The organism is Microcoleus sp. B9-D4, from assembly GCF_036705105.1.
Taxonomy (GTDB): Bacteria; Cyanobacteriota; Cyanobacteriia; order Cyanobacteriales; family Microcoleaceae; genus Microcoleus.
Map to the genome: position 1 here is coordinate 1 of NZ_JAUBTS010000164.1, position 1,711 is coordinate 1,711.

Sequence of the window (1,711 nt, forward strand, 5' to 3'; positions counted from 1 at the left end):
CCGCCCTTTCTGGACGGGCGGGACGCCCATCCCACAAGAACCATCAAAATTCTAAGTTATTTAATTCTCATTCCTTACTAATCTTTTTGAGGACTTACGCATCAAACGGCGCTAAAAACCCGGTTTCTTCTTAGATGCGTCGTTGCAGCCCCCAATATTCTCCGAGAAACCGGGTTTTTTTCGTAAGTCCTATTATTAAATGCCAGCCCCCGGAGCGGCTTCAGCACCCATTTCTAAAATTGTACCGCGAAGGAAATCAATTTGCTGCTGGAAATCCATGCCCTCAATCTTTCCTAATAAAGCTTTTCCTGCGTCGGGAAGTTGATAGTCTGGAGGCACAGGAATAATAGTTCCTTCGTCCATTCCTACCGCTAGGAAATACCAAAAAGCCAGCTTGGTTTCAGGACTCATCGAGCCGTACATCCGGCTGATTTCAGTATTGGCTTTTGAGGCAATGTCCCGCATTACTTGTAGTTGTTCTTGATGGGGCAGAGGCTTGACTTGCTCGAACAAACCCTGAGCGATTTCGGAACCGGAAGCACCGGGAGCCGCTGGCGTTATTGACTTGCCCATTTCGGTGTAAACAAACCACAGCAAACCTAATTGGTCGTCTACACTCAACTGCTTAATATCTGCTTTTCCTTGGTCGTAAGCACTGGTAGTAAAGGTCATTCAAGCCTCCAAAATAATATCTATTGCTCAGTTTTCTTATTTGTGAGAAAACTTTTGTTTGCTACTTAAGTTAAAGTACCTAATAAATAGTGATGCTAGAATCTTGCTTAAGGCAGATATGATCCCGGACATAAGTTGGGGGAGTAAATTCACCAAAATTGGGAAAATTTGCAACCAAAGGATGAGGCAAATTTGACAAGATTGCTGTTAGCGGTGCTCATGATTAGCATTGTTTAGCCGATCGACGATCGCCTATAATCGCAACAGACCTGTATTGAGGTGGCTGTTATGTCGATCGCAACTGCAAAACGCTTCACCCTAGCGGAATATCACCGCCTGACAGAACTGGGGTTCTTTAGTGAGGACGATCGAGTTGAGTTAATCAAGGGAGAACTTGTCAACATGGCTGCTAAAGGTACTGCTCACTCTGTTTGCGAGACACGCTTGGAACGGGAGTTATTTAAGCTGCTGGGAGAAAGGGCGACACTGCGAGGACAACAACCGATTATTCTGCCTGATGACAGCGAACCAGAACCCGATCGCGCGATCGTGCAAAATCGCCCTGATGACTATTTATCCTGTCACCCCACAACAGCGGATATATTGTTACTGATTGAGATTGCGGATTCTTCTTTGAATTACGACAAACAAGTCAAGTTGCCCCTTTATGCTGAAGCGGGTATCTCTGATTATTGGATATTTAATTTATTAGAAATTTGTTTGGAATGTTACAGCGAACCTTATCAGAATTCGCAAGGCAAATTTGGTTATCGCGTCAAGAGAATTTTTCTGCCTAACGAGACAGTTGCCCTCCCTAATTTTGGGGATTTGTCCCTAGATTTATCTAAAGTATTTCCTCCTACTTTTATCGGCGAATAGAATTCGCTACATAAACAAAGTCCGCCCCAGTTTACGTGGCAGGACGTAGGGTCGGGCGGACTAAAAAAGCCGGGTGTCATTCCCAGGGTAAGCTCATCTAATTTGGTATAAATTGTACTTGACAATGAGTCAAATAAGTGAGATGACAACAATGCCACCC

2 protein-coding genes are annotated in these 1,711 nt (G+C 44.4%); one reads left to right on the top strand and one right to left on the bottom strand.

The window, feature by feature from the left end:
- Window positions 1-195 precede the first annotated feature (195 nt).
- The gene (locus tag QUB24_RS33350; protein WP_333157866.1) at window positions 196-672 is read right to left on the bottom strand and encodes an orange carotenoid protein N-terminal domain-containing protein; all 477 of its coding nucleotides are present in this window, start codon (window positions 670-672) and stop codon (window positions 196-198) included.
- Window positions 673-960: 288 nt separating this feature from the next.
- Here QUB24_RS33350 and QUB24_RS33355 point away from each other — a divergent pair, with 288 nt between their 5' ends.
- A complete protein-coding gene (locus QUB24_RS33355; protein WP_333157867.1) occupies window positions 961-1,551 on the top strand; it encodes a Uma2 family endonuclease in 591 nt (196 codons plus the stop codon).
- Window positions 1,552-1,711: the final 160 nt, after the last annotated feature.